Raw genomic sequence first — 20,467 nt, forward strand, 5'->3', positions numbered from 1 at the left:
GCTGACCGCACGCTGGGCACGCGCGCCGCAACGCCGCTCTGGGCACCCCGCAGGCCGCCCAACGCGAGCGGAAGGCCGGCTTTCTTCGGATTGACCGGTGGGCGAGCGGTCCGTCCCCCAGAAGCCCGGCTTCGCGGGTCGCCTGCGACGGCCCCGTTTCCCCGCTGCTTGCCCCTGCCGCTTTTGCTTTTCCCGGCATTGCCGCTAAAGGAGGGCGCACGCTCCCCGAACCCAGCGCGCAAGGCCAGGCACCATGTCCTCCCCCGCCCCCTCCCAGGACACCGTCCTCATCGTCGATTTCGGCAGCCAGGTGACCCAGCTCATCGCCCGGCGCGTGCGCGAGGAGGGGGTCTATTCCGAGGTGGTGCCGTTCCAAAAGGCCGAGGAGGCCATCGCCCGGCTGAAGCCGAAGGCGATCATCCTGTCCGGCGGCCCGGCCTCGGTGATCGAGGGCGAAAGCCCCAAGGCGCCAGCGGCGGCCTTCGCGGCCGGCGTGCCGGTGCTGGGCATCTGCTATGGCGAGCAGTGCATGGCGGCCCAGCTGGGCGGCGCCGTGGAGGCGGGGCACCACCGCGAGTTCGGCCGCGCCGAGGTGACGGTGACGAAGGCCGTGCCCCTGTTCGACGGCGTCTGGCGCGAAGGCGAGCGCCACACGGTGTGGATGAGCCACGGCGACCGTGTGACCCGCCTGCCCGAGGGCTTCGAGGTGGTCGCCGTCTCCGACAACGCCCCCTTCGCCGCCATCGCCGACCTGGCGCGCAATTACTACGGCGTGCAGTTCCATCCCGAGGTGGTGCACACGCCGGACGGCGCGCGCCTCCTCGCCAATTTCGTGCGCAGGGTGGCGGGCCTCGAAGGCACCTGGACCATGGGCGCCTTCCGCGAGCGCGCCATCGCCCGCATCCGCGCCCAGGTGGGCACCGGCCGGGTGATCTGCGGGCTCTCCGGCGGGGTGGACTCCTCGGTCGCGGCGGTGCTCATCCACGAGGCCATCGGCGATCAGCTCACCTGCGTGTTCGTGGACCACGGTTTGATGCGCCAGGCCGAGGCGGACGAGGTGGTCTCGCTGTTCCGCGGCCACTACAACATCCCGCTGGTGCACGTGGACGCCGCCGACCTGTTCCTGAATGAACTGGAGGGCGTCGAGGACCCCGAGGCGAAGCGCAAGACCATCGGCCGGCTCTTCATCGACGTGTTCGAGGCTGAGGCCAAGAAGGTGGGCGGCGCCGACTTCCTCGCCCAGGGCACGCTCTATCCCGACGTGATCGAGAGCGTCTCCTTCGCCGGCGGCCGTCCGTGACCATCAAGAGCCATCACAATGTGGGCGGCCTGCCCGAGCGCATGAACATGAAGCTGGTGGAGCCCCTGCGCGACCTCTTCAAGGACGAGGTGCGCGCGCTCGGCCGCGAGCTCGGCCTGCCGGAGAGCTTCGTCGGCCGCCACCCCTTCCCCGGCCCCGGCCTCGCCATCCGCTGCCCCGGCGCGGTGACGCGGGAGAAGCTCGACATCCTGCGCCAGGCCGACGCCATCTATCTGGAAGAGATCCGCTATGCCGGCCTCTACGACGTGATCTGGCAGGCCTTCGCCGTGCTGCTGCCGGTGCGCACGGTGGGCGTGATGGGCGACGGCCGCACCTACGACCACGTCCTCGCTTTGCGCGCCGTGACCTCCGTGGACGGCATGACGGCCGACTTCTACCCCTACGACATGGCCTTCCTCGGCCGCGTGGCGACCCGCATCATCAATGAGGTGAAGGGCGTCAACCGCGTGGTCTACGACGTGACGTCGAAGCCGCCCGGGACGATTGAGTGGGAATAATTCGCGCCTACCCAAACGCCGCCGATAACCGCCGACTACCCTCCATAAGGCGTTGAAAAATAAAGAATTTTCTCTCCGACGTCTTTCGCCGTCAATCGCTGGGAAAGCCTCGCGATCGACGGCGGAGCTGACGGTATGGGGCGTCTTGTGACATCGCAGATTTGCATATACCGTTATGGCCTAGAGAGCTGGTGACGGTATTTTTTGACCTTATTCCATTGAGAATAAAGGATAATCCTCCGTCAGGACCGGTCGGTTTTGGCCTGACGGTATTTTTGGGGGCTCTCTGGCGTTTTTGAACGATCCAGGAGGGTCCGATGCTTACCGATGCGGCAATCAAGGCACTGAAACCAAAGGATAAATTATACAAGGTCTCTGACCGTGACGGTATGTATGTCGTCGTGAACCCGTCGGGCGCTGTCGTGTTCCGCTATGACTACCGTATGCACGGTCGACGCGAGACCTTGACCCTCGGCCGATACGGGCCGGCGGGCCTCTCTCTGGCCCGTGCGCGGGAAAAGCTGATCGACGCGCAGCGTTCGATTCAGGAAGGGCGGTCGCCTGCCCAGGAGAAACAGCGCGAGAAGCGCCGCATCAAGGAAGCAAAGAGCTTCGGCGAGTTTGGCGAACGCTGGCTGCAAGAGCACCGGATGGCCGAAAGCACCCGCGCGATGCGCCGCTCTATCTACGAGCGAGACATCCTGCCGACGTTCCGCAATCGGCTGCTGACGGAAATCACGCCGGAAGATCTCCGGGCGATGTGCGACAAGGTGAAGAAGCGAGGAGCGCCGGCCACGGCGGTCCATGTCCGCGACATCGTGAAGCTGGTCTTCGCCTTTGCGAAGCTGCACGGGGAGAAGGTGGCGAACCCCGCCGAAGAGGTCGGGCCGGCGTCGATCGCGACGTTCGTTCCCAAGGACCGCTCGCTCTCGCCCGCCGAAATCCGGGTTATGCTCGGCCAGCTAGAGCATGTGGCGACGCTGCCAACCATCCGGCTCGGCTTGAAGCTGATCCTACTCACGATGGTCCGCAAGAGCGAGTTGCAGGACGCGGTGTGGGATGAGGTCGACTTCGAGAATGCGGTGTGGTCGATCCCGAAGGAGCGGATGAAGCGTGCCAAGCCGCACAACGTCTATCTGTGCGAACAGTCGCTCGACATCCTGGTCGCGCTCAAGACCTGTGCGGGCAATTCGCGCTATCTGCTGCCCTCGCGCTACGACGCGGATGCGCCGATGTCGCGCGCGACCTTTAACCGCGTCACCACGGCGGTCGTCGTGCAAGCCAAGAAGGCGGGCCTGCCGCTGGAGCCGTTCACCGTGCATGACCTTCGCCGCACGGGCTCGACGCTGCTCAACGAGCTGGGCTTCAACAGCGACTGGATCGAGAAATGCCTGGCGCACGAGGACGGGCGCTCTTCGCGCGGCGTCTATAACAAGGCCGAGTATGAGCACCAGCGCCGCCACATGATGCAGGAATGGGGCAATCTGATCGACGCATGGGTGAGCGGCCAGAAATACACCCCGACGCTCTATCCGACCTCCATGGACCTTCTGGTCCCGGAACCTAACCTTTGACTGGACGGGTCTTCCTGAGCGTGACGTCGGGTGCCGGCGCACGCTTGGCCGTCTTCGCCTTGGAGGCTCGGCGGCGTTCTTCAAGCCAAGCCTCCACTTCGCCGAGATCCCACACGACGGTTCGAGAGGTCAGGTAGAAACGCTGCGGAAACTCGCCGCGCTGCTCCATGTCGTAGATGGTCGTGTCGGCCAGGGGAACGATCTCGCGAAGCTGGTGCCTGCGGATGGTGCGTTTGCTGAGAGAGACCGGTGTCTGGCTCATCGTCCAGCCCCTTCGTCTGCGATCCCGCCATTCCATGTGTTCATGCCGGACCTCCTTCAATGTGGCCGGGTCAGCGACTTGGTGGCATTCCCGACGTCTGGCGAACCATGGCGAAGGATTGGGCGCCGGTAGCGTGCCGCATTCGCGTTCGCTCGCGCACGGCACCCCAACCAACCGGGTTCGCATGACGTGTGCGGTGATTAGGGGCGCTAATCACCGCATATCGTGCGGCGATTATACTCGTGAGAGCGGAATCGGCGCGGCGGGAGCATAACGGCGTCGCCGGTACGCCCCCCTGGCATGGGCTCAGCCCGTGGTGCGCCGGGCTTTAGCAAACCCGCGATCCGTCGAGATGAACCGTTCGAGCATCGGCACGATAAGCTTGGCTGGCTCGATGGGCGCACCGCCTTCGGCGAGCAGGCGTCCGTAATCGGTGAGGTCGCGATGGAGCGCCGCCGGCAGCTCCACCGTGACCTTGACGGGCTTGTCGTCGGCGATGGGGCCGAGTTTCAGCTTGGTCATGGTCAGCTCCTGTAGGGTTCGAGCACCAAATCCTTTGTGACGATGACACGGACCGGAAAGCCGGGCCGGATGGTGAGCGTCGGTGCGACCTGCAACTGGCGCTGGACGATCTGCTGACCGGCCTGATTGACCGTATCCTGCGCGCCGCCGCGGATGGCTCGGATCAGGCGGTCATTGTCGTCGGTCGCGAGTTCAGCGCCGACGCCGAGCAGCGTCGAGAGCGCGGCGGCCTGGGCGAGATCCCACCAGTGGTAATCGACGCCATCCTCCAGTCCGGCATAGCCTTGCGTATCCGCGCCCGGCTGGCGCTCGAGAACGATGGAGCGGCCGTTCGGCATGATGAGGCGGTTCCAGACGAGCAGCACGCGGCGCTGGCCGAACTGGACGCTGTTGTCGTACTGGCCGATGAGCCGCGTTCCCTGCGGTACGAGCAGGATACTGCCGGTCGGGCTGTCATAGATATGTTCCGTGACCTGCGCGGTGATCTGGCCGGGAAGATCGGAGCGGATGCCGGTGATGAGCGCGGCCGAGATGACCGATCCGGCCTGAAGCACGCATGGCGATGCCGGCAGCGTCACGCGATCGGGCGTCACGGTGCGCCGGTCGGCCGCCGCATTGAGGAAGGCAAGCTGCCTGTCCTGAGCGGTTGATTGCCCCGCCGCGGCGTTGCCGGGGTCGAACCCTGCAAGGCCGGGCATGGCTCCCGGCGTGGCTGCTGCCGTTGATCCCTGGCGGGACTGGAAGAAGACGGTGCTGAGGCGCGCGGCCTCTTCCTCGGCGCGGCGGCGTTGCTCCGCCTCGTCGATGCCCGGCGTCGGAACGACGGGAGGCGCAACGGGTTGGCCGGCGTTCTGCGCGGACAGGATCGGGCCGCCGAGATCGCCCGGCAGCGCCGGCCCGAGGATGGGGCCGGTGTAGTCGCGGGGCAGACCAGCGAGACCGTCGGCGGTTTGCCGGTTGGCGGTGGAATAGAGTTCTTCCCCGCCATCGCCGCCTGTGCGCGTCTGAAGCGCATAGATCAGAGCGCCACCGATGCCGACGAGGGCGACGGCTGCGACGCTGGCGAGCATCTTGCGAGACAGCCGTGTGACGCGGGGTGCCTCGGCGCGCAGGCGCATCGGAGCGGCATTGGATTCGGCTTCGCTCATGACTGCGGCCTCCCATCGGTGCGAACGATCCTGACGGTCTGCTGGCGATCGCCCGCGCCAAGGCGCAGCTCGGCCGCGCCGAACAGGCGATCGACGATCAGGATGTGTCGGTAGATGCGGGTATTGGCGATCTGCGCCTCGCCCTCGGGGCCGATCACGAAGATCGGCGGCATTTCGCCTTGGACGATGCCACGCGGGAATTCGACATAGACGCGGCGGCCGTCGTCATAGACGGCGACCGGCTTCCAGGGAGGATTGCTGCTGCCGGTCAGGCCATAGCGATAGTTGCGCGCCGCGACAGCCGGAATGACCGGCGTTGCCGGGGTGGCCTGCCGCCCGCCGCTTGCCGGCTGCGGATAGGCCCAGGCGACAGCGGGCATGTAAGGCTTCTCGCCGGAGCGCAGCTCGACCATGTAGGTGCGCCGGTCGGTAGTGATGACGAGGTTCGTGGTAATGTCGGCGCGCGTCGGCTTCACCAGCACATGGACGCGGCGGGCGACGCCGGAGCCGGATTCGGTGTCGCCGATGATCCAGCGCGCGGTGTCGCCCGCCGCGATCGGGCCTGCGCCTGTCAGGCTCTCGCCCGGTTCGAGCGCGATATTCGTAATCTGGCCCGGTGCGGCATAGACCTGATAGAGCGCGCCTTCCGACCACGGATAGACCTGAATGGCGTTGAAGTAGCCTTCGCGGCGCGGCTGCACGCGGGCGGCGGCATTGGCGTTCTCGACGCGGCCGGTCGCGGTGCTGGCGGTCTGGCCGCCACGCGCCACGGTCCAGGCCGGAGGAACATGCAGCGGCTTCAGCCGCTCGTCCGTCACCGCTGCGGGAATGGCCGGCAGCGGCGGCACGCTATTGTCGTAGCTGATCTGCGGCGGCTTTGTGGAGGCGCAGCCGGCGAGCATGGTCGCCGAGAGCATCGCAGCCGCGATTGCGGGTTTGCGGATTGCGCGATTCATTGGCCCATCTCCCGCGACCAGTTGATGGCGTTGACATAGATACCGAGCGGATTGGCTTTCAGCCGTTCCGCGTCGCGCGGCGGCTGAACGGCAATAGTCAGGATCGCGGTCCAGCGCTCCGTGCCGGAAAGCTGGCCGTTCTCGAAATGCCGTTCCGTCCAGGCGACGCGGAAACTGTCTGGCGAAGCGCGGATGACGCTGGAGACGTCCACGGCGATCTGCTGCTTGCCGACCTTGGTGAAGGGATCGTTGGTGCGGGCGTAGTCGTTGAGCGCGCCCGCGCCGCGATCGGTGGTCCATTCATAGGCGCGAAGCCAGTTCTGGCGGACGATGATCGGATCGGCCGGGATGGACCTAACCTGTTCGATGAAGCGGGCGAGATGCCACGCGATCTGCGGATCGGTCGGCCGATAGTCGGCAGTCGCCGGCGCGACGGTCTGGGCCTGGCCGAGCTTGTCGACCTGCACCACCCAAGGCACGACGGTTCCCTGAACCGACTGCCAGACGAGTGCGGCGGCAAAACCGCCAGAGAGAACCAGCGAGCCGAAGGCCATGTATCGCCAGTTCTTTGCCTGTACGCGGGCGGAGCCAATGCGCTCGTCCCAAACCTGGGCGGCTTTCTGATAGGGCGTCTTGGGTTGCGGGGTTTTGCCGTAATGAGTGGCGGGTCGTCGAAACAGGTTCATGAGCGGTCACTTTCAGAGAGGTTGACGGAAGAGCCGGAGCCGTGGCTGTCGCCGGAGCGGACGGCGTGGGTCGTGGTCTGGACGCCGTGCGAAAGGCGCTGCGAGCGCTGCATTCGCTTCGCCCAATCGGGCTGGCCCTTGGCGGTATGGGTGGCGGAAGCGGCGTCGGCTGCGGCATCGGCGGAACCGCCGACCGTCCCCATGGTCGAAGAGCCGCCCGTAACGCCGAAGCCGCTCTTCACGCCATCGGAAAAGCTGGACTTGACGCTGGCCGCCGCACGGCGCAGCGGCGACATGGCGGCGGAACCTGCTGCCCGCCCCATGCCACCCATGCCGGATGCAGCACCTGCTGCACCGAACTGGCCGAGCGAACCGAGGCTGAAGGCGGCGGATGCCGCGCCGGCTGCGGTCGCGCCACCACGCACGGCGGCAGCGCCGGTGGAAGCGCGGCTGCACCGCCCTTGGCGGCAAGGCCAGCAGCACCAGCGCCGGCCAGCACCATGCCGCCTGCGGCAAGGCCAGTGCCAACGGCAGCGCCCGCGCCGAGCTGCGGCGCCGGAGACGAGGCCGTTGGCGATGCCGGGGCCGAAGATGCCGAGGCCGAGAAGCGAGAGAGCGGCGAGCACGACGGCCATGGCGTCGTCGATGCTCGGTGTCTGGCCGCCGAACCCTTGCGTGAACTGTGAGAACAGCGTCGAGCCGATGCCAATGATGACGGCCAGCACCAGAACCTTGATGCCGGACGACACCACATTGCCCAACACCTTCTCAGCCATGAAAGCGCTTTTGCCCCAAAGCCCGAAGGGGATGAGGACAAAGCCGGCGAGCGTCGCCAGCTTGAACTCGATCAGGGTGACGAAGAGCTGGATCGCCAGGATGAAGAAGGCAAGGATCACCAGCGCCCAGGCGAAGAGCAGGCACGCGATCTGGATGAAGTTCTCGAAGAAGGCGACCCAGCCCATCAGGTCGGAGATGGATTCGAGCAGCGGCCGGGCGGCATCGAGGCCGGTCTGTGCGACCTTGCCGGGACGCATCAGGTCGGCGGTCGAGAATCCGGTGCCTGACGCCTTGAGGCCGAGGCCGGCAAAGCTGTCGAAGACGATTTTCGCGAGGTTGTTCCAGTTGGAAATCAGGTAGGCAAAAGCCCCGACGAACAGCGTCTTCTTCACGAGCCGGGCGATGATGTCGTCATCCGCGCCCCAGGACCAGACCAGCGCAGCCAGCGTCACATCGATGACGATGAGCGTGGTAGCGATAAAAGCGACCTCGCCGCCGAGCAGCCCGAATCCGCTGTCGATGTAACGGGTGAAGGTGCCGAGGAATGTGTCGATGACTCCGCTGCCGCCCATGCGTCACCGCCCTTCGATTTGCGCGGGCGATGCCGGAGCCGGCGTTCGCCCAAGGAAGCGGTTGCGGGTCTCCGCCCAGACGCGCAGGCAGTCAGGGTCATCCGCGGCCTTCTGGCCGAGCTGCTGGCAGCGGCGCTGGCCTCCGCGCAGCGGATCGGAAGCAGGTTGGAGAATGCGCACCGGCGAAGATACCGGCGCGCCCTCTTTGCGGGTCAGCTCGATCACCGCCGCCATGACGGCGACGGCGACGAACACGATAGCGCCGAGGCGGGCCAGCATCTTGCCGTCCATGGGAATGCTCCTTCTGGCGGTTACTTGCCGGTGTTGAACATCTGCGCGTTGCCCGGCTGGTAGCCCGAGCCTGGCGTCAGAAAGCGGCGGCGCTGTTCGCGGCCCTGTTCGGCGGCGGTGGCCCGCTCGGCCTCCGTGAGCGCGCTGGCACGGCCATTCGAGGCGAGCAGCGCCACGAGATCCGAAAGCTGCTGCGACTGGAGCGCGAGAAGCTGGTTGCCCGCCTGCGCCGCCTGCAAAGCGCCGGTCGCGCCCTGGCTCTGGTCGATCAGCGCCGACATCTGCGCGCGGTTGCTGTCGATATTGCCGACAGCACCGGCCTGCACGCGCATGGCGTCCTGCAAGCCGCCAACCGTGTTCTGCCAGCGCGAGCGCGCATTGACGACGAGCTGCTGGTCGGTGGCCGACATCGAGACGTTGCCGTACTGGCTTTGGAACGCCTGATCGATCTTCTGGACGTCGAAGGTGATGTTCTGCGCCTGGCCGAGAAGCTGCTGGGTCTTCTGGACGTTCTGCTGCAAGGTCTGGAGGGCAGAGAACGGGAGGCTGGCGAGGTTCTTCGCCTGATTGATGAGCATCTGCGCTTCGTTCTGAAGCGAGGTGATCTGATGGGTGATCTGCTCCAGCGTGCGCGCGGCAGTGAGGACGTTCTGCGCGTAGTTCGTCGGGTCATAGACGATGCGCCAAGCATGGGCCGGCGTCGCCATCATCGGCGAGAAGGCCACCGGCGCCGCAGCGAGCACGGTTGCGGCAAGCGCCACGGCGCGCGAGCGGAAAGTACGGGTCTTCATGGCATGGTCTCCTTTTCGGCTTGGGGGAAGTTCGGGATGAGATCGGCCGCCCAACCGGCGTCGCGGGCGCGCAGCCATGCCGCGAGGAAGCCTTCGCGGCCGTGCTCGGCGACGAGGTTCGCGATGAGTGTCTGATCGGATTTGGAGGATGCGGCGCAGAGCGCGAGGCCAACCTCACACAAGCCCAATTCGAACAGGCGGTTGCCGCGCCGCGACTGGCAGTAATAGTCCCGCTTGGGCGTGGCCCGCGCGAGGATTTCGATCTGCCGGTCGTTGAGGCCGAAGCGCCGATAGATCGCTGTGATCTGTGGCTCGATCGCGCGTTCGTTCGGCAGAAGCAGCCGCGTCGGGCAGCTCTCGATGATGGCCGGCGCGATGCTCGAATTGTCGATGTCGCTGAGCGACTGCGTGGCGAAGATGACGGACGCATTCTTTTTTCTGAGCGTCTTCAGCCATTCGCGGAGCTGGCCGGCGAAGGCTTCATCATCCAGGGCCAGCCAGCCCTCGTCGATGATGAGTAGCGTCGGCCGCCCGTCGAGCCTGTCGCCGATGCGGTGGAAGAGGTAGGAAAGCACGGCCGGCGCTGCGCCGGTGCCGACCAGCCCCTCGATCTCGAACGCCTGCACGTCGGCCGAGCCGAGATGTTCGGTCTCGGCGTCGAGCAAGCGACCGTAAGCGCCGCCGACACAATAGGGCCGGAGCGCCTGCTTGATGTCATTGGACTGGAGCAGGACCGCAAGGCCGGTGATGGTGCGTTCTTCGAACGGCGCGGAGGCGAGCGAGGTCAGCGCGGTCCAGATATGCTCCTTCACCTCAGGCGTGATGGGGATACCCTCACGCATGAGGATCATGACGATCCAGTCGGCCGCCCAGGCGCGTTCATAGGTGTCGTGGATGCGCGCCAGCGGTTGAAGCGAGACGGAGAACTCGTCCCCTTCGGTCAGCCCACCGCCGAGATCGTGCCAGTCCCCGCCCATGGCGAGCGCGGCGGCGCGGATCGAGCCGCCGAAGTCGAAGGCGAACACCTGGGACCGCTCGTAGCGCCGGAACTGGAGTGCCATCAACGCAAGCAGCACGGATTTACCCGCGCCGGTCGGGCCGACGACCAGGGTGTGGCCCACGTCGCCGACATGGAGACTTAACCGGAACGGGGTCGAGCCTTCGGTCTTGCCATACAGCAAGGGGGGCGCACCGAAATGCTCGTCCCGTTCCGGCCCCGCCCACACGGCAGAAAGGGGGATCATGTGGGCGAGATTGAGCGTCGAGACCGGCGGCTGACGGACATTGGCGTAGGCATGTCCGGGGAGCGAGCCGAACCAGGCATCGACGGCATTGACAGTTTCGATCATGGCCGTGAAGTCGCGGCCCTGGATGACCTTCTCGACGAGGCGCAGTTTCTCGTCGGCAAGACGCGGATCGGCATCCCACACCGTGATGGTCGCGGTGACATAGGCCATGCCGGCGACATCCTGGCCGAGCTCTTGCAAGGCCATGTCGGCGTCGGCGGCCTTGTTCGCCGCATCAGTGTCCACAAGGGCGGATGCCTCGTTGGTCATCACTTCCTTGAGGATCGCGGCGATGGACTTCCGCTTGGCGAACCATTGCCGCCTGATCTTGGTCAGAAGCTTGGTCGCGTCGTTCTTGTCGAGCAGGATCGCCCGCGTGCTCCAGCGATACGGAAAGGCCAGTCGGTTGAGATCGTCGAGCAGCCCCGGCGTCGTCGCGGTCGGAAAGCCGATGATGGTGAGGACACGCAGATGCTGATCGCCAAGGCGCGGCTCGAGCCCGCCGGTGAGCGGCTGATCGGCGAGCAGCGCATCGAGATAGATCGGCGTCTCGGGGACGCGGACGCGATGCCGATTGGTCGAGACGGTCGAATGCAGATAGGTCAGCGTCTCGCTGTCATCGAGCCAGTCGCATTCGGGCATGAAGCCGTCGAGCAGGGCCAGCACGCGCTCGGTGCGATCGGTGAAGGCGCGCAAGATCTCATGCGGATCGACGCCGGAGCGCTCGCGGCCTTCGTATAGCCAGGTCTCGGCGCGGGCGGCTTCCTCGGCCGGCGGCAGGTAGAGGAAGGTCAGGTAGTAGCCGGAGACGAAGTGAACGCCTTCTTCCTCGAAATCGGCCTTGCGCTCTGCGTCGACGAGGCCTGATGCGGCGTCGGGGAATTGGTTCGCCGGATAGATCGCGGCCTCGTGACGCTGAGCTTCGACGAAGATGCTCCAGCCAGAGCCGAGACGGCGGAAGGCGTTGTTGATGCGGCCGGCGACGGCGACCAGCTCGGCCGCGACGGCGCTATCGAGATCGGGACCGCGGAACGACGCGGTGCGCTGGAAGGAGCCGTCCTTGTTCAAGACGATGCCGGGGCCGACGAGGGCAGCCCAAGGGAGGAAGTCGGCAAGGCGGCTGGCGCTGCGGCGATATTCGGCAAGGTTCATCATGGCGTGGGCTCCCTCAGACCGACAGGTTTGCGGGGATGCGCAGATGCCGGCGGCCGACCTCCACGAAGAGCGGATCGCGTTTCGCGGCCCAGACGGCGGCGAAGTGGCCGATGGCCCAGATAAGTAGGCCGACCAGCCAGAGGCGCAGGCCGAGGCCCACGGCCCCGGCCAGCGTCCCGTTGAGGATCGCGATGCTTCGCGGCGCGCCGCCGAGCAGGATGTGCTCGGTCAGCGCGCGGTGAACGGGGACGGTGAATCCCGGCACGTCCAGTTGCTCGAAGGCGACCGCCATCAGACGAGCGCCCCGCCGCCGAACGAGAAGAACGACAGGAAGAAGCTCGACGCCGCGAAGGCGATGGACAGGCCGAAGACGATCTGGATCAGCTTGCGGAAGCCGCCGGACGTGTCGCCAAAAGCGAGCGCCAAGCCCGTCGCGATGATGATGATGACCGCGACGATCTTGGCGACCGGGGCCTTCGATCGACTGGAGATTTTTTGGAGCGGCGCTTCCCATGGCATCGAGGAGCCGGAGGCATGGGCGGCCGGGACGAGGATGAGATTGACGTAGGCGACGGCGGCAACCGTCGCGACGGTGCGACGGGCGCGCATGATGGTGCGGATCATGGATTGTCTCCTGTGTTGCTTGGGGTGACTGCGGTGACGCGGTAATCCCCGTCCGGGCCGAGCCCTGCGACGCGGGCGAGTTCGGCGAGCCGGCGCGCGGAGCCGCGGCCGGAGAGGACGGCCACAAGGTCGATCGTCTCGGCGATCAGCGCGCGCGGGACGGTGACGACGGCCTCTTGAATGAGCTGTTCAAGCCGGCGCAGCGCACCGATGCCGGTGCCAGCGTGGATCGTGCCGACGCCGCCTGGATGGCCGGTGCCCCAGGCTTTGAGGAGGTCGAGCGCTTCAGAGCCGCGTACCTCGCCGATGGGGATGCGGTCGGGGCGCAGGCGCAGCGATGAGCGGACGAGATCGGAGAGCGTGACGACGCCCTCCTTGGTCCGCATGGAGACGAGGTTGGGCGCGGCGCATTGCAGCTCGCGCGTGTCCTCGATGATGACGACGCGATCCTGCGTCTTCGCCACTTCGGCCAGCAGCGCGTTGGTCAGCGTGGTCTTGCCGGTCGAGGTGCCACCCGCGACGAGGATGTTGGCGCGCGCCGCGACGGCCTCGCGCAGGGTGTCGGCCTGATCGGCGCGCATGATGCCGGCACGCACATAGTCGTCGAGCGTGAAGACCGCCACGGCGGGTTTGCGGATGGCGAAGGCGGGTGCCACGACGACGGGTGGAAGCAGACCCTCGAACCGCTCGCCGGTCTCCGGCAGCTCGGCCGAGACGCGAGGGCTGCGGGCGTGAACCTCTGTGCCGACATGGTGCGCGACCAGGCGCATGATGCGTTCGCCATCGGCGGGAAAGAGGGTTTCGCCGGTGTCGGAAAGCCCTTCGGAGAGACGGTCGATCCAGATACGTCCGTCCGGATTCAACATCACCTCAACGACGGCGGGGTCTTCCAGAAAGCGCGCGATGGCTGGCCCAAGCGCCGTACGCAGCATTCGCGCCCCGCGCTGGACCGACTCTGGTTTCCGGTGAGAATTGTTGGTCATGCTGTCCCCAATCCCAGGGGACGCAACAGACAGTTCCCCGATCGGGGATGATTAAAAGAGCCCGAAATCGGCCCTGTTCAACAAGTATCTAGGCCCGTGCGGCGGTCGGCGGCTATCGACGGTGAATAGGATGGATCAGTTATTCCGGCGAGCTACCGTTCGTCTTCGGCACGATGTCTTCACCGCCTGGCCGAACCGAATCGAGATCGCGCGAGAGCTCTTTCAGGAATCGGTCTCCGGTCGCCAGCCGCTTGCCGAGCGTCTGCATGAAGCCCTCGAACCGCTCCAGCCCCTTGGCACGGCCTGAGGCTTGCGTCGCGTCGGGCAGGACCGGCGTGAAGGTTAGCCAATAGCGGACGAACAGCGAAACGGCCTCGCCGAGCACGGCGAGATCTTCGTCGATCGTATCGATCTGACGGCCGAGCTTGTCGAGCCGCCGCGACATCGCCGCCTCCAGCCTCTCGGTCGTATCGCCGGAGAGGAACGACGCTACGGCGGCTTCGATGATGGCGGATTTGGAGATGTTCCGGCGCAGTGCCAGCGCCTCGACCTGCTTCAGCAAGGCTGGGTCGAAATAGACGTTCATGCGGGTGCGGGATGTCATGGTGCGCTCCTCAAAGCTCTATGCCATCGCCGGGATCGAGCGAGGCTCGCCGCGCGACCATCCGCATTCGCGCGCGCATCGCATTGGCTTTGGCGGCATCGACATCGGGCTCATCGTCAAGAAGCTCGAACTCCTGCGCGGGCGACGGCGGCGGAGGCAGGATTTCTTCATGCTCGGGCAATTCCGGCTCGCGGCGGATGCCGGCATTGGCGGGATCGCCGCCGTCTTCGCCGCCGCTCGCCGCGCCGGCATGGCCCGCCGGCGCGACGACACGGCCGGACCAATCATCGGTCGCGGCGGCATTCGCCGGACCGGCCGCCAGCTCGGGTGGTGCGATGATGCGTTCCTGCAAGCGCGAGTCCTCGAAATACTTCGCCTTGGTCGCGCGGATCGGCGGCGTGCCCGCCACCATGACGATCTCCTCAGAGGGCGGGAGCTGCATGATCTCGCCGGGGGTCAACAGCGATCGGGCGGTCTCCTGCCGCGACACCATAAGATGGCCAAGCCAGGGCGACAGCCGGTGGCCGGCGTAGTTGGTGGAATCGCGTAGCTCGGTCGCGGTGCCGAGCGCGTCCGACACGCGCTTGGCGGTGCGCTCGTCGTTTGTGGCGAAGCTGACGCGGACATGGCAATTGTCGAGGATGGCGTTGTTTGGCCCATACGCCCGCTCGATCTGGTTGAGACTCTGGGCGATCAGGAAGCCCTTGAGGCCGTAGCCCGCCATGAAGGCGAGCGCAGATTCGAAGAAGTCGAGCCGCCCCAGCGCGGGAAATTCGTCCAGCATGAGCAGCAGCCGATGGCGTTCTCCGGAGGTGGTCAGCTCCTCGGTCAGCCGGCGGCCGATCTGGTTGAGGATCAGGCGAATGAGCGGCTTGGTGCGGTTGATGTCGGAAGGCGGCACCACAAGGTAGAGGCTGACGGCCTTCCTGCTGCCGACGAGATCGGCGATGCGCCAGTCGCAGCGTGCAGTCACACGCGCCACCACCGGATCACGGTAGAGGCCGAGGAACGACATGGCGGTCGACAGCACGCCCGACCGCTCATTGTCGGACTTGTTCAGCAGCTCGCGGGCCGACGAGGCGATGACGGGATGAACGCCGGCTTCGCCGAGATGCGGCGTGTCCATCATCGCGCGGAGCGTGGCTTCGACAGGGCGGCGTGGATCGGAGAGGAAGTTTGCGACGCCGGCCAGTGTCTTGTCGGGCTCGGCGTAGAGGACATGCAGGATCGCGCCGACCAGCAGCGAATGGCTGGTCTTTTCCCAGTGATTGCGCTTGTCGAGCGAGCCTTCGGGATCGACCAGGATGTCAGCGATGTTCTGAACGTCCCGGACTTCCCATTCCCCCTGCCGGACCTCCAGCAGAGGATTGTAGGCGGACGATCGGGCATTGGTCGGATCGAACAGTAGCACGTGGCCATGCCTGGCGCGGAAGCCAGCGGTCAGGCCCCAATTCTCACCCTTGATGTCATGGACGATGCAGCTTCCCGGCCAGGTCAGCAGCGTCGGCACGACGAGACCGACTCCCTTGCCGGAGCGTGTCGGGGCGAAGCAAAGCACATGCTCGGGGCCGTCATGGCGCAGGTAGTCGCAATCATAGCGGCCGAGCACGACGCCATCGGGACCGAGCAGGCCGGCGGCGCGGATTTCCTTGTCTTCGGCCCAGCGTGCCGATCCGTAGGTCGCGACATTGCGCGCCTCGCGCGACCGGATGATGGACATCGTGATCGCGGCAACGATGGCGAAAAGGCCGCCGGATACCGCGATGATGCCGCCCTCGGTGAAGATCGCGGGGGCATAGGCATCGAAAGAAAACCACCACCAGAAGAAGGCGGGTGGGTAATAGATCGGCCATCCTACCAGCTCGAACCAGGGGCTTCCAAGCTGCGCCTGAAAGCCGAGCCGCCACGCGGTCCATTGCGTCGCCAACCACATCATCACGAACACGATGGTAAGGACGACGGCAATCTGGCCCCAGAGAATTCGGCCTCCACGCATACGAGCTCCAATCGGCAAAATTGTCGGAGCCGATCAGAGAATGCGGGATTTCGGAAGGAGCAACAGTTAAGACGATGCCGGAGTGCGGCCGGATACTGTCGACGGCGAATAGGATGGGCGCGTCAGATCTATTCTGCGCACGCCGTGGTTTCTGTTCGCCGCATCTTCGATGCTAGTGTGAGCAGATTTCGTAATGCGGCGCCGCGATCGTTCGGTGACCAGACCGCCGAGAAAACCACGGGATCAGGTTCATCAATGATCGGAACAAGCGTGACACCGAACGTAGGAGAAAGCTGGCTCGCAGCTCCTAACAGCGTGATTCCGAAGCCCTGCGCTACCATGGATAAAAGTGTGCCGCGCTCAACCGCGAATCGATGGATGGCAGGCGGCGGCCACCCTCCGGCAAGCCGCAAAATAATATGGTCGTGAACTTGCGGTCCGGTCCCACCATGGCGGACAAGAAAAGTTTCGGCAGCGAGATCAGTCCACTGGACACCTGCCCGGCCGGCCAGTCTATGCTTTGAGGGGAGCGCGACGACGAGCGGCTCAGTCCATATCGGTCGGGAATGGCAATCGGGCAGCTCAAAAGTGCCAACAAGGAACGCCACGTCGAGCTGACGGGCGCGTAGTTGCGTAATGGCGTCGCGTGCCGATCCTTCGGCCATATCGAGTGCTATGGCCGGATATTTCTCACGGTATCGCGTCAGCAGGCGATCGAGAAAGCTGCCTGCTATCAAGCCGTGGACACCGACGCGCAGGCGGCCGCATTCTCCCGATGCCGCCAAGCTTGCGGATTGCACGGCGTTCTCAAGGTGGTCGACGCCGGCTGTCACGCGTTCGACAAAATTGCGTCCAGCTTCCGTCAGGCGAACGCCGCGGGTATTGCGCTCGAAGAGCGAAGTGCCAAGCTCATCTTCCAGCGCCTTTATGCGAGCGCTGACACTCGACTGGCTAGTGCCCAATGCTTTCGCCGCGTGGTGAAAGTTGAGATGCTCCGCAACGGCAATTGCTTGAATTAGCGAAGCCATAGAGATGCGGTTGCGCAGGATCGCACAGGAGGTCAATGGTTTCGGTTCTGCTTCTGTTGACCTATTCGTTTGCCCGGCCTTGTTAGCGACGGCCATGGAATGCGCTCCTCCGTGCTCGCTCCACTCGTGGCCATCGCACTCGAAAACGAAAAATCCATCTAGGTTGCGTTTTGCAACGTTGAAAACGCGGGCAATTGAGTCTCCCGTACTTGGAAGGGACGCTAGACGTTCAAGAGGTCAAGCTTGGACGCTCTAAAAACGGCCGATGATAACGTCAGTGAATCGAGCTTCCGGCGCGCGCAATGCAAGTGCTCTCTGGCCATCGAACTACTAATTTTCAGATGGGCCGCAATCTGCTTGGGCGCATAGCCACGCGCGTAAAGCTCCAGGCATTGGCGCTGTCGATGGCTTAGGCGGACCTGCCTCCGCTCTTGGGCATGAAGCAGGAATGCGACTTCATGCAGGTAGGGGGCAAGTGCGGAAACAAATGCTTGGTAGCGCCATCTCCTTTGTTCCCACTCCCGGCTGGAATGAAATGATGTCAGCGTTATGAGCGCTCGCTCCCCCGAGGCTCCCCGCATCGGTACAGACACCCCTTGCCGCCCAACGCCGAAACTTTCTGCCTCCGCAAATAGCCAGCGCAGCGATGCCCTGCCGGCAACTGCCTGCCAATCAAACGGCAGCTTCCTGTTAATGCCGTCGGCAATCGGGTCAATTCTCAGATAGCCACGATCGAAGTAACGACCTTCCCATTCCCTCGAATATGTGACGTATCGGATTGGATCGTTAGCAGGCACCGATGCAGTATCAGACATATAGGCAATATTAGCGGCGTCGATCTCTGTAGATATTTCCATCAGAACAGATTGTATCTGGTTCTCAAACTTGACGTTCTCTAATCTCCGTACAGCGTCTTGCAGCACAATCATCGCACATCTCCTCCCGGCCGACTCGGCGGGAGATGCTGCATGTATTGCCCGGCTGCAGCAACCGTGCCCTATAGTCCCAAGCCGCGTTGTCGCCCCAACTGCCACGACATCGATCCGCCTTGAACGACGCCACTGACCTCGCGGCCGATTTGGCGGTCGATGACCGGCCGCCATGGAACCAGCGTAAACTCATGACTCTGTTCGACCACAGCGAACTTGCCGCTCGATAGCTGCACGGTCCCGGTGAACTTGCCGCTGACCGTCTCGCCATCGCTCGCGGCGCGGAATGGCAGGTTCTTGCTCGCGGCCATCTCGCCGCCGATGCGTTCGATCTCCCGTGCGCGCAACGTGGCGAGAAGGTTGCGCCGGTAGAGCGTGCCGCCGTTCGGGCCGGGCGCGGCGTCGCCATGGTCGATATGATGCTCGCGGCGGCGGTCCATCGCCTCACGAACCTGCTGACCGAAGCCGGACGGGGCGAGATCTGATGTCTCGGCCGATACCAGCCGGCGGTCGAGCCAGGTCGCGCCGTCCGCGCCGATCTGCTGTTCGAGCCGGGCGGCCGAGAGGATGCGGATAATGGCCTGCCGGTTGCGGCCCGCGTCATAGGCGGCGGCGCGGCTCTCGAAGTCCTCGGGAATGCCCCACTGGTCGACGTCGATCCGCTCGGCGATCCCGGCCCGGCGCAGGGCTTCGAGCCGCCGCACATGGGCATCGACATAGCCCTCATAGTCGCCGCCCGGAACGCGGCCCTCGAACCTGGCCTGCTCCAGATGGCGGCTCGGCCGATAGATGCCGCTCTCGGCCATGCCGGCGATGGTGCGGTCAGATGGCCGGCTCACGTTCTCGGCGGGGCCGATCTCGACGACGCTGCCGATCCGTGCGTCCTCGACGCGGGCGGGGTCGATGCCGGCGATATGGTGGGTGCGCCCATCCACGCCGTCGACCACGACGGTCAGGTTCTCGCCCAGCTCGTCGGTCAGATATTTGTCGACGACGCGGCCGGTGATCGGGATTTCGGGCGCTACGTCGTGAATCTGGAACGTCATTGGATCTCGCTCCAGCCCGTCGGCCTTCAGCGCCTTGTGCATATTGCGGATGATGTCGCCGCGCTCGCCCAGCTCGCGCAGCGCCGGTCCCATCCGATCGCTCAATTCCCAAACGCCGGGCGCGTGCTCGGTGGCGAGGCCCATCTTCTCCAGCTTGCCGAGACGGCGCAGGCGCAGCGTCCGGTCGAACTGGCGGCGATGATCGGCCGGCTCATGGCGCAGGTCGAGGAAGTGGTCCTCGGCTTCCTCGGACATGACGCGGTCGATGCGGGTGAAGCGGTCCTGGCCGATCTCGGCGGAGAGTTTGCGGCTCTGCTCGATTTCGGTGACGGGGCCGAGTTCGAGCGTCGCCAGATCGCTTGCCCGCTCGCGGATGCCGTTGGCGAGATAGTCGCCGTTGATGACGAGGTTTTCGCCCAGCTCGTCCTTGCCGCGCACGATGACATGGACATGGGGATGGCCTGTGTTGTGGTGATTGACAGCGACCCAATCGAGCCGGGTGCCGAGATCGGTTTCGACTTGGGCCATGAGGTCGCGGGTATGGGCCGTGAGGTTGGAGAGGTCTGTGCCGTCCTCAGGCGAGACGATGAAGCGAAACTGATGGCGATCGTCCGCGCCGCGCTCGACGAAGGCAGCGCCGTCGGCACGGTCCTCGGTCGCGGAATAGAGCTGACCGCGCTCGCCATCGCGCGAAGTGCCGTCGCGCTGGATGTAGCGCAGATGGGCGGCGGATTTGCCGTTCTTGCCCGCGCCCTGGACATAGCGGGTTTTGACGACGACGCGGCGCTGGCCGGGGATACTGTGCTTCCATCCACCCGACAGCGTGCGGGCGCGCACGAACGCCGCGCCGCGCCCCCGTTTCAGGCCCGGTGCGCCGCTCGTCCGTGATGCCCTGCCGCCCGTGGCCGACGCCTGCGAGCGGACGCGCTGCGATGATGATCCCGACGAACGCGACGGGCTGTTGCTCTGCTGGCGGCCGATCTTCTTCGCCTGCGTGAGAAAGCTCTTGGCCTTGCCCAGCTTGGGGGCATCGCTGCGGACGCGGCCGGGCCTCGGGCGGAAGCGAAACTCCTGGTCGTCGCTCAAACCTGCGCCTCCGACCCGAAGGCGTCCAGAGCAGGGAAACGGCCCAATTTCAGCGCATGGTGCCGCTCGAAACCCTGCAAAGCCAAGGCTTTGCGCGTCATCGCGGCACGCGAGGCCCAAAACCGAGGTGCCGCCAGCGCCGCCCCAAAACAGTGTGCAGACAAGGGCTTGCCCCGAAACCGCCACCGCATGGTGCCGGTTTCCTTTATCTTGCCCTCCTAATCGGTCGTATTTCCACTGCTCTTGCGGACATCGTCGTTCATCCTTCCCGATGCGAGAATATACTATGCTGTTCGCCACGGCACGCCTCCGCTCGCGGGCTTCGAGTTCCGA

18 protein-coding genes and 1 pseudogene are annotated in these 20,467 nt (G+C 65.3%); 2 read left to right on the forward strand and 17 right to left on the reverse strand.

The window, feature by feature from the left end:
• Window positions 1–253: 253 nt before the first annotated feature.
• Window positions 254–1,818: pseudogene (gene guaA, locus AC2W7M_RS05705) on the forward strand (glutamine-hydrolyzing GMP synthase).
• A 317-nt stretch (window positions 1,819–2,135) separates the two neighbouring features.
• Entirely contained in the window at window positions 2,136–3,392 is a 1,257-nt protein-coding gene (locus tag AC2W7M_RS05710; protein ID WP_486130770.1) for a tyrosine-type recombinase/integrase, read from the forward strand.
• Here the strand turns inward: AC2W7M_RS05710 and AC2W7M_RS05715 are convergent.
• From AC2W7M_RS05715 to AC2W7M_RS05795, 17 genes are all read right to left on the reverse strand, one after another.
• Complete coding sequence (locus AC2W7M_RS05715; protein ID WP_486130772.1) at window positions 3,382–3,654, reverse strand: helix-turn-helix transcriptional regulator; 273 nt, start codon at window positions 3,652–3,654, stop codon at window positions 3,382–3,384. The two genes, AC2W7M_RS05710 and AC2W7M_RS05715, sit on opposite strands and share 11 nt — an antisense overlap.
• A 306-nt stretch (window positions 3,655–3,960) precedes the next feature.
• Window positions 3,961–4,176 (reverse strand): DUF2274 domain-containing protein, encoded by a 216-nt coding sequence (locus AC2W7M_RS05720; protein ID WP_486130774.1) that lies wholly within the window; start codon window positions 4,174–4,176, stop codon window positions 3,961–3,963.
• Window positions 4,177–4,178: 2 nt separating this feature from the next.
• A complete protein-coding gene (locus AC2W7M_RS05725; protein WP_486130776.1) occupies window positions 4,179–5,324 on the reverse strand; it encodes a TraB/TrbI/VirB10 family type IV secretion system protein in 1,146 nt (381 codons plus the stop codon).
• Window positions 5,321–6,280 carry a P-type conjugative transfer protein TrbG gene (trbG, locus tag AC2W7M_RS05730; protein WP_486130778.1) on the reverse strand — a complete coding sequence of 320 codons (960 nt, stop codon included), beginning with the start codon at window positions 6,278–6,280 and terminating at the stop codon, window positions 5,321–5,323. The genes AC2W7M_RS05725 and trbG overlap by 4 nt, the downstream gene beginning before the upstream one ends.
• Window positions 6,277–6,966, reverse strand: a complete 690-nt coding sequence (gene trbF / locus AC2W7M_RS05735) for a conjugal transfer protein TrbF (RefSeq protein ID WP_486130780.1) — start codon at window positions 6,964–6,966, stop codon at window positions 6,277–6,279. Before trbF ends, trbG begins: the two co-directional genes overlap by 4 nt.
• On the reverse strand, window positions 6,963–8,315 hold the full coding sequence (gene trbL, locus AC2W7M_RS05740; protein WP_486130782.1) for a P-type conjugative transfer protein TrbL: 1,353 nt from the start codon (window positions 8,313–8,315) through the stop codon (window positions 6,963–6,965). The genes trbF and trbL overlap by 4 nt, the downstream gene beginning before the upstream one ends.
• A gap of 3 nt (window positions 8,316–8,318) precedes the next feature.
• Window positions 8,319–8,606 (reverse strand): putative entry exclusion protein TrbK-alt, encoded by a 288-nt coding sequence (gene trbK-alt / locus AC2W7M_RS05745; protein WP_486130784.1) that lies wholly within the window; start codon window positions 8,604–8,606, stop codon window positions 8,319–8,321.
• Window positions 8,607–8,626: 20 nt separating this feature from the next.
• Window positions 8,627–9,397, reverse strand: a complete 771-nt coding sequence (gene trbJ / locus AC2W7M_RS05750) for a P-type conjugative transfer protein TrbJ (RefSeq protein WP_486130786.1) — start codon at window positions 9,395–9,397, stop codon at window positions 8,627–8,629.
• Window positions 9,394–11,838, reverse strand: a complete 2,445-nt coding sequence (trbE, locus tag AC2W7M_RS05755; protein ID WP_486130788.1) for a conjugal transfer protein TrbE — start codon at window positions 11,836–11,838, stop codon at window positions 9,394–9,396. Before trbE ends, trbJ begins: the two co-directional genes overlap by 4 nt.
• A gap of 13 nt (window positions 11,839–11,851) precedes the next feature.
• Window positions 11,852–12,130, reverse strand: coding sequence for a VirB3 family type IV secretion system protein (locus AC2W7M_RS05760; RefSeq protein WP_415217175.1), 279 nt, complete (start codon window positions 12,128–12,130; stop codon window positions 11,852–11,854).
• Complete coding sequence (locus AC2W7M_RS05765; RefSeq protein WP_486130790.1) at window positions 12,130–12,462, reverse strand: TrbC/VirB2 family type IV secretion system protein; 333 nt, start codon at window positions 12,460–12,462, stop codon at window positions 12,130–12,132. Before AC2W7M_RS05765 ends, AC2W7M_RS05760 begins: the two co-directional genes overlap by 1 nt.
• Window positions 12,459–13,445: a P-type conjugative transfer ATPase TrbB gene (gene trbB / locus AC2W7M_RS05770; RefSeq protein WP_486130792.1), complete on the reverse strand. Its 987-nt coding sequence runs from the start codon at window positions 13,443–13,445 to the stop codon at window positions 12,459–12,461. The genes AC2W7M_RS05765 and trbB overlap by 4 nt, the downstream gene beginning before the upstream one ends.
• Window positions 13,446–13,584: 139 nt before the next feature.
• Complete coding sequence (locus AC2W7M_RS05775) at window positions 13,585–14,049, reverse strand: ribbon-helix-helix domain-containing protein (protein ID WP_486130794.1); 465 nt, start codon at window positions 14,047–14,049, stop codon at window positions 13,585–13,587.
• A gap of 10 nt (window positions 14,050–14,059) precedes the next feature.
• On the reverse strand, window positions 14,060–16,045 hold the full coding sequence (locus tag AC2W7M_RS05780) for a conjugal transfer protein TraG (protein WP_486130796.1): 1,986 nt from the start codon (window positions 16,043–16,045) through the stop codon (window positions 14,060–14,062).
• 128 nt (window positions 16,046–16,173) lie between these two features.
• Window positions 16,174–17,073 carry a LysR family transcriptional regulator gene (locus AC2W7M_RS05785; RefSeq protein WP_486130800.1) on the reverse strand — a complete coding sequence of 300 codons (900 nt, stop codon included), beginning with the start codon at window positions 17,071–17,073 and terminating at the stop codon, window positions 16,174–16,176.
• Between the two features lie 221 nt (window positions 17,074–17,294).
• Window positions 17,295–18,002 carry a helix-turn-helix transcriptional regulator gene (locus tag AC2W7M_RS05790; RefSeq protein WP_486130798.1) on the reverse strand — a complete coding sequence of 236 codons (708 nt, stop codon included), beginning with the start codon at window positions 18,000–18,002 and terminating at the stop codon, window positions 17,295–17,297.
• A gap of 68 nt (window positions 18,003–18,070) precedes the next feature.
• On the reverse strand, window positions 18,071–19,576 hold the full coding sequence (locus AC2W7M_RS05795) for a DUF3363 domain-containing protein (protein ID WP_486130802.1): 1,506 nt from the start codon (window positions 19,574–19,576) through the stop codon (window positions 18,071–18,073).
• Between the last annotated feature and the right edge of the window lie 891 nt (window positions 19,577–20,467).

The organism is Xanthobacter sp. BG11Y11_SDJG (genome assembly GCF_057364445.1).

Coding starts and splice junctions, on each gene's coding strand:
- AC2W7M_RS05710 (WP_486130770.1), top strand. CDS start 2,136: ATGCTTACCGATGCGGCAATCAAGGCACTGAAACCAAAGGATAAATTA.
- AC2W7M_RS05715 (WP_486130772.1), bottom strand. CDS start 3,654: ATGAGCCAGACACCGGTCTCTCTCAGCAAACGCACCATCCGCAGGCAC.
- AC2W7M_RS05720 (WP_486130774.1), bottom strand. CDS start 4,176: ATGACCAAGCTGAAACTCGGCCCCATCGCCGACGACAAGCCCGTCAAG.
- AC2W7M_RS05725 (WP_486130776.1), bottom strand. CDS start 5,324: ATGAGCGAAGCCGAATCCAATGCCGCTCCGATGCGCCTGCGCGCCGAG.
- trbG (WP_486130778.1), bottom strand. CDS start 6,280: ATGAATCGCGCAATCCGCAAACCCGCAATCGCGGCTGCGATGCTCTCG.
- trbF (WP_486130780.1), bottom strand. CDS start 6,966: ATGAACCTGTTTCGACGACCCGCCACTCATTACGGCAAAACCCCGCAA.
- trbL (WP_486130782.1), bottom strand. CDS start 8,315: ATGGGCGGCAGCGGAGTCATCGACACATTCCTCGGCACCTTCACCCGT.
- trbK-alt (WP_486130784.1), bottom strand. CDS start 8,606: ATGGACGGCAAGATGCTGGCCCGCCTCGGCGCTATCGTGTTCGTCGCC.
- trbJ (WP_486130786.1), bottom strand. CDS start 9,397: ATGAAGACCCGTACTTTCCGCTCGCGCGCCGTGGCGCTTGCCGCAACC.
- trbE (WP_486130788.1), bottom strand. CDS start 11,838: ATGATGAACCTTGCCGAATATCGCCGCAGCGCCAGCCGCCTTGCCGAC.
- AC2W7M_RS05760 (WP_415217175.1), bottom strand. CDS start 12,130: ATGGCGGTCGCCTTCGAGCAACTGGACGTGCCGGGATTCACCGTCCCC.
- AC2W7M_RS05765 (WP_486130790.1), bottom strand. CDS start 12,462: ATGATCCGCACCATCATGCGCGCCCGTCGCACCGTCGCGACGGTTGCC.
- trbB (WP_486130792.1), bottom strand. CDS start 13,445: ATGACCAACAATTCTCACCGGAAACCAGAGTCGGTCCAGCGCGGGGCG.
- AC2W7M_RS05775 (WP_486130794.1), bottom strand. CDS start 14,049: ATGACATCCCGCACCCGCATGAACGTCTATTTCGACCCAGCCTTGCTG.
- AC2W7M_RS05780 (WP_486130796.1), bottom strand. CDS start 16,045: ATGCGTGGAGGCCGAATTCTCTGGGGCCAGATTGCCGTCGTCCTTACC.
- AC2W7M_RS05785 (WP_486130800.1), bottom strand. CDS start 17,073: ATGGCTTCGCTAATTCAAGCAATTGCCGTTGCGGAGCATCTCAACTTT.
- AC2W7M_RS05790 (WP_486130798.1), bottom strand. CDS start 18,002: ATGATTGTGCTGCAAGACGCTGTACGGAGATTAGAGAACGTCAAGTTT.
- AC2W7M_RS05795 (WP_486130802.1), bottom strand. CDS start 19,576: ATGGCCCAAGTCGAAACCGATCTCGGCACCCGGCTCGATTGGGTCGCT.